The following is a 6,256-nucleotide window of genomic DNA, read 5'->3' as shown; positions in this document are numbered from 1 at the left end:
GTCTGGTCCTGCGTGGCCCCAACATCATGCTGGGCTACCTTCGGCCCCAGCGCCCCGGCAGCATCGAGGCGCCCCCCGAGGGCTGGCACGACACGGGCGACATCGTCGCCATCGATGCGCAGGGCTTCGTCACCATCAAGGGGCGAGCCAAGCGCTTCGCCAAGATCGCCGGCGAGATGGTGTCGCTGGCCAGCGTCGAGGCCCTCGCGGCCGAGCTGTGGCCCGACGCGCCGAGCGCCGTCGCCGCGGTGCCGGATGCCCGCAAGGGCGAACGGCTGGTGCTGTTCACCGAACGCAAGGACGCGACCCGCGGCGCCTACCAGAGCTTCGCCAAGGGCAAGGGTGTGCCGGAGATCGCCATCCCGGCGGAGGTGGTGGTGCTGGAGCGCGTGCCCATGCTCGGAACCGGCAAGGTCGATCAGGTCAGCGTGGTCAAGCTCGCCCACGAGCGCGCGGCCGGCCAAGCGCCCGCCGCCGCTTGAGGGATCCGCAGGGGCTGAGAGCCCCGCGGCGCCCCGAAACGAATCCCGATCGGCCCGCGCATGCATGGGTCCAGGCCATGGGTCCAAGCCATGGGTCCAAGCCATGGGTCCAAGCGCAGGATCGGTGACCCGGATTCCGCGTGGACCGGGCGTCCCCATGGGCCGGACGGTGTCCCCACCGCCCGGCAAACGGTCGCTGGGACGGCTGTTTGGGACGCCGAGACAACAGATATGGACTCACAGACCAAGCAACCGACTCAACCCGGCGGCGGGATTGCTTATGCTGGTGCGGACGCTGCAGGACCCGACGGGCGGGCCGCGCAGGGGGATGGGATCACGGGTGCGCGCGGCGCGCCGCGCTGGATCCCGCGCAGATGGCAACAGGCGTGATGACCGCTGACATTCGCAAGCTCCGACCTCTCGGCGACGGGCCCGGCCCGACGAACGCGGCGGCAGGGACCGGCGCCGGCGCACGCATGGCTCTCCCCACCCCCGTCAACACCCAGGATTCCCGGAGGAGACTCATCGTCGTGACGGAAAAGACCCATCCCGAAGCCTTCGGTCACGACGCTCCCCCCGAAGAGAGCCGCCTCGCGGATGGAACAGCGGACTCCGAAGTGACCGTCCTGACGGGTGAGGCCGGGGACGCGGCTCCGATCGTTCGCCGTCGCGGCCCCCTGGTCACCCGCTGGATCGGCTTCTCGGCCCAGCGCCGGCGGGCGCGGGAGCGGTCGAACCGCCTCGAGGACCGGCACCACGAGGCCGGCGGCGCACGCTCCAACTCCTGATCCGTCCGGGTCAGGTCTCCGGGGAAACCTGCGGGCCGACGCCGAGCGCCCGCAGCGCGTCGGCCAGACCGTCGACCTGAGGCTCCTCGTGCGCCGCCGAGAACGCCACCCGCAGCCGGGCGGTGCCGGCCGGCACCGTGGGCGGGCGGATCGCGACGACGAGATAGCCACGGGCCTCCAGGGCGGCCGAGAGCGCGAGCGCCGCCTCCGCCGCGCCGACGAGGACGGGCACGATCGGGCTGGTGGCCGCGGGCAGGCCGAGGCGCGCCGTGAAGCGGCGAGCCAGCGCCAGGGGCCGGGCGGCGCGCCCGGGCTCCGCCTCGACGATCTCCAGGGCACGCAGGGCGGCGGCCGCCGAGGCGGGCGGGAGACCGGTGGTGTAGACGAAGCTACGGGCCCGGCTGGTCATCAGGTCGATGACCTCGCGCGAGGCGCAGAGATAGCCGCCATACGAGCCGAGGGTCTTCGACAGGGTGCCCATCTCCAGGGGGGCACGGGCGCCCGCCTCCACCACGCCGAGGCCGTGTGCATCGTCCACCAGCGTCCAGGCATCATGAGCGGCGGCAACCTCCAGGATGGCGTCGAGAGGCGCGCGGTCCCCATCCATGCTGAAGACCCGCTCGGTCAGGATCAGCGCCCGTCCGTGCCGGGCCCGGCGGGCGGCCAGGATGTCCCGCAGGTGCCCGACATCGTTGTGGCGGAAGCGCAGCATCGTCGCACCCGAGACCTGCGCCCCCGCGAACAGGCAGGAATGGCCGAGGGCGTCCACCAGGACGAGGTCCTGGGCGCCGACCAGGGCAGGCACGATGCCGAGATTGGCCATGTACCCGCTGCCGAAGACGAGGGCCGCGTCCTTGCCCTTGTGCGCGGCGAGCCGCGCCTCCAGGGCAGCGAGGACCGGATGATTGCCGGTGACGAGGCGGGAGGCGCCGGCGCCGGCGCCGTAGCGCGCCAGCGCCTCCTGCCCGGCGGCGATCACGCGGGGATCGTCGGAGAGACCGAGATAGTCGTTGCACGAGAACGAGATCAGCGTCCGGCCGTCCCGCCGCGCGATCGGACCGGGGCCGCGCGCGGTGTCGATGAGGCGGCGGCGCAGGGCGCGCGCATCGAGGTCGTCCAGGGCCTGCCGGGCGAAAGCGTCGAGGCTGGACGGTGCGGAATCGGCGGTGTCGGGCAGGGGCGGCGCGAAGGACATGGCACCCGCATGGGGGCGAGCGCGGCAGCCTTGTCAAGGCGAAGGGGGTCCATCCCCGCCACGTCCGAACATTCCTGAAGTCAAGACAAGGTGGGCCGCGTGGGCAGTTAACCGCTTCGCAATGCGAAGCTGCGTAGTTTCATCGCCAAGGGGCGCCCAAACCTTGGCGCTCCGGCCCATTCCCGGAGGGCCGTGCCCAGGCACGGGCCCTCCCCTGACGGAGCACACCGACCCATGGCCCTCGATCTCGGCATGCCGATCCTCGTCGTCGACGATTATCAGACGATGGTCCGTATCATCCGCAACCTTCTGAAGCAGCTCGGCTTCGAGGAGGTCGACGACGCCTCCGACGGGACCGCTGCCCTCGCCCGGCTCAAGAACCGCAAGTACGGCCTCGTGATCTCCGACTGGAACATGGAGCCGATGACGGGCTACGAGCTGCTGCGCCACGTCCGCGCCGACGAGGCCCTGCGCACCACCCCGTTCATCATGGTCACCGCCGAGTCGAAGACCGAGAACGTCATCGCGGCCAAGAAGGCCGGCGTGAACAACTACATCGTCAAGCCGTTCAACGCCGCCACCCTGAAGAGCAAGATCGAAGCCGTCTGCGGCGCCTGATCGATCCGAAACGCAGCCCAGGAACACCGAATCGGGGAGCCGGGAGCCCATGGCACTCGCCAAGCAGGCGCGGAACGTGAATCCCGCGCCGGATAAGCCGTCCTTGATCCGTGAATTGGTTGAGATCGCGGATTACATCGCTCACCTGCGCAACGAGATCGCCGCGCTGCGGGCCAACGAGCTCACGCGGGATCGCCTGCCGATGGCGCACGAGGAGCTCGGCAGCGTGGTGGCCGCCACCGCGGGGGCCACGAATTCCATCATGAACACGGCCGAGGAGATCCTCGGCCTGCCGGACGACAAGAATTACCGCGCCACCGTCGAGGCGCGCATGAACGACATCTTCGAGGCCTGCACCTTCCAGGATATCACCGGGCAGCGCATCGCCAAGGTCGTGGAGGCCCTGCGCCAGCTCGAGAGCCGGCTCTCGCGCTTCGCCAGCGCCGTCAAGGCCAAGGACGAGGGCGGCATCGATCCCGAGGAGGTGGAGCGCCGGGTCCGCAAGGAACTCCTCATCCTCAACGGTCCGCAGCTGCACGGCCCGGCCGTCGCCCAGGACGAGATCGACGCCCTCTTCGCCTGATCACCAGACCAGGCGCTCGATCACCGCGTCGGGCCGGACCGCCTGGCGGTCGAGCCAGTCCGCAATGTCTCCGAGCGTCGCGTGGGCCGTCGAAACGCCGAGCTCCTCGGCGTGGATGCCGCGCGCCACCAGCAGGCTCGGAATCCCGAAGGCCGTCGCCCCGGCGATGTCGGTGCGCAGCGCGTCTCCAATGGCGAGGACCCGGGCGGGCTCCGGCGGCGCACGGTCGTCGAGGCCGCCCGCCAGCGCCAGCGCCGCCTCGTAGACGGGGCGATGGGGCTTGCCCGCATAGGTCACCGCACCGCCCAGGGCCGCGTAGGCCTCCGCGATCAGCCCGGCGCAGGGAATGAGTTCGCCCCGGCGCTCGACCACGAGGTCGGGATTGGCGCAGATCATCGGCACGTCCCGGGCCCGCATCGCCTCCAGCGTCCCGCGGTAATCCTCGGCAGTCTCGCAGGTATCGTCGAACAGGCCGGTGCAGATGACGCGCTCGGCCTGCACCATGTCGACCAGAGTCACGTCGAGGCCGTCGAAGATCGTGGCGTCGCGCTCCGGTCCGAGATGATACAGGCGCTCGCCCGGATGGGCGCCGATCAGGCTGCGCGTCAGGTCGCCCGAGGTCAGGATCGCGTCGTAGGCGCCCCGGGGCACGCCGAACCCGTCGAGGATCGCCTGCACCCCGGCCCAGGGACGCGGCGCGTTCGAGACCAAGATCACCCGGCGGGGCCGCCCCTGCTCCGGAAGGGCGCGAAATCGCGTCAGGGCGTCGCTGGCGCCCGGATGCGCGTTGGTGCCGTCGTGCAGCACGCCCCAGACGTCGCACAGGATGAGATCGTAGTCCGCGGCGATCGTCGCGAAGCCGTCCAGGGTGGGGACGGGCCCGGACGAGCCGGGACGTGCGGGCGTATCGGGCATGCGGCGGGCCTCGAGCTGACGAGCGGGCGTTTCAGGAGCGCCGCCCGGTTAGGCGGGACCTCCGGAAAATGCAACGCCGCGCGGGTGTCAGCCGGCCCGACGCAGGAAGTCGCGGAACGGGCGGCGCTGGGGCGGCGGCTCCGGATCCTCGTTCGGCGGAGTCGGCTCGGACGCAGCCGGGGCCGCCTGGAGGACCTCGGCGCGCACCACCCGGGCAGGCGCGAACACGCTGCCCTGGGCCAGGGGCACATCGAGCTCGATGAGGTCGGGCACGTCGGTTTCGTGCTCCACGCCCTCGGCGACGAGGCGGATGCCGGCCCGCGCCAGGGAGGCGACGAGGTCCTCCAGCGCGATGTCGGGCATGGCCTGGCGCGAATCCGGGCGCAGCAGCAGATCGGCCGGGACCTTCACCTGCGCGACGCCGCGGTCGGCGAGGGCCAGGGGATCGAGGCGCAGGTCGAGGGGCCGGTCCAGGATGAAGCCGATGGGTCCGCGCAGGTCGGCCAGCGCGCCCGCCTGCTCCGCGTCGAGGTTGCGCCAGCTCACCTGGGGCAGGGCCAGCATGACCCGGCCCGACAGGTCCGGCGCCCCTTCGACGAGGCGCCCGAGCGAGCGCAGGAAGCCCGGCTCGAACAGGGAACGCGGCGACAGGCCGTAGGCCACCGCCGCCTGGCTGCCCCGCCCGGCCAAGTGTTGGGCGACGGTGGCGACGCGCTGGAGCATCCGGCGGTCGAGGTCGGTGGTGCGCCCGTGGCGCTCCAGCACCGGCACGAACGCCTCCGGCAACAGGGTCTCGCCGGCCAGGCGCAGGCGCGCCATCGCCTCGTAGGACACCACCTTGCGCTGAGGCAGAGACACGATGGGCTGGAGGTGGACCTCGAGGCCGGCGGCGTCGAAGGCCGCGATCAGGGCCGCGTCGCGGGCGGGGTCGCGCACCGGGGCCTCGGCCCGGCCGAGGGCCCGCGGTGTCCAGGGCGCGGCCGGAGGCGAATCGGTGCGCCGGAGGGGCGGCCCGTCGAAGCGCGGCTCGGGGCGAATTTCAGGCCGAATTTCAGGCTCCGGAGCGGTGACCCGCGCTGCGGGGCGGAGCGGAGAGGCGACGAGCGGAACGATCGGGGCGGGCACGGCCTTGAGGCCGGCGATCTCGCCATCCTGCGCCGCGACCACCGCCGCGAGTTCCCGGACGATGCCGCTGAGGAGGCCGATCTCGGCCGTGACCTCCTCGATCCCGGCGCTGAGGTCGCGGGGGTCCGGGCCGGGTGCGCTCGCGGGAAGGCCCGCATCGACGGCCCGGACCTGTTGCTCGGCCAGGGCGCGGGTGACCGTCTCCAGCCGGACGAGTCGCTGCGACAGCACGTCGACCTCGCCCGACAGCTTCTCGCAGCGGGCGGTCAGCGTGCCCGCGCGGCGATGGGCGACGAGGGCCGCCACGAGCCCGAGGCCGGCAAGCCCGAGGCTCGCTCCGAGCGGAGAGAAGACCGCGAGCGGCCCGAGAAGGCAGAGCGCGAGCAGACCGCAGGCCCACAGGCTCGTACGCCGGCCGATGATCCGGGCCATCGGAGTCTTCGATCCTCGAAACGACAGGGAAACACGGATGCCGGTCCGGCCGCGGCCGGTCCGGCGTTCTTTTGTTGCCGAGACGCTCCCGGCCCACAAGCCACCGGACGGCCCTGCA

The 6,256-nt window shown here is 72.1% G+C and carries 6 protein-coding genes and 1 pseudogene; 4 read left to right on the top strand and 3 right to left on the bottom strand.

What is annotated here, in order from left to right; translation table 11 throughout:
* Positions 1-482, top strand: a pseudogene (locus AC0IY1_RS22305) (acyl-[ACP]--phospholipid O-acyltransferase); the annotation flags it as partial.
* A gap of 530 nt (positions 483-1,012) precedes the next feature.
* A complete protein-coding gene (locus AC0IY1_RS22300) occupies positions 1,013-1,270 on the top strand; it encodes a hypothetical protein (RefSeq protein WP_471772480.1) in 258 nt (85 codons plus the stop codon).
* 10 nt (positions 1,271-1,280) lie between these two features.
* On the opposite strand, the gene AC0IY1_RS22295 is transcribed toward AC0IY1_RS22300, so the two are convergent.
* A complete protein-coding gene (locus AC0IY1_RS22295; RefSeq protein ID WP_471772477.1) occupies positions 1,281-2,465 on the bottom strand; it encodes an aminotransferase class I/II-fold pyridoxal phosphate-dependent enzyme in 1,185 nt (394 codons plus the stop codon).
* Positions 2,466-2,699: 234 nt separating this feature from the next.
* Between AC0IY1_RS22295 and AC0IY1_RS22290 the strand changes: the two genes are divergently transcribed.
* Positions 2,700-3,083, top strand: coding sequence for a response regulator (locus AC0IY1_RS22290; protein ID WP_018046001.1), 384 nt, complete (start codon positions 2,700-2,702; stop codon positions 3,081-3,083).
* Between the two features lie 49 nt (positions 3,084-3,132).
* Positions 3,133-3,666 (top strand): protein phosphatase CheZ, encoded by a 534-nt coding sequence (locus tag AC0IY1_RS22285; protein WP_055946735.1) that lies wholly within the window; start codon positions 3,133-3,135, stop codon positions 3,664-3,666.
* Here the strand turns inward: AC0IY1_RS22285 and AC0IY1_RS22280 are convergent, their stop codons facing one another.
* Positions 3,667-4,581 carry a TIGR01459 family HAD-type hydrolase gene (locus AC0IY1_RS22280; protein ID WP_471772474.1) on the bottom strand — a complete coding sequence of 305 codons (915 nt, stop codon included), beginning with the start codon at positions 4,579-4,581 and terminating at the stop codon, positions 3,667-3,669.
* A gap of 87 nt (positions 4,582-4,668) precedes the next feature.
* On the bottom strand, positions 4,669-6,138 hold the full coding sequence (locus tag AC0IY1_RS22275) for an EAL domain-containing protein (RefSeq protein WP_471772472.1): 1,470 nt from the start codon (positions 6,136-6,138) through the stop codon (positions 4,669-4,671).
* Positions 6,139-6,256: the final 118 nt, after the last annotated feature.

Source organism: Methylobacterium sp. AC690 (genome assembly GCF_979256535.1).
The sequence above is the reverse complement of the archived record's forward strand: the minus strand, read 5'-3'. Positions and strand labels throughout refer to the sequence as shown.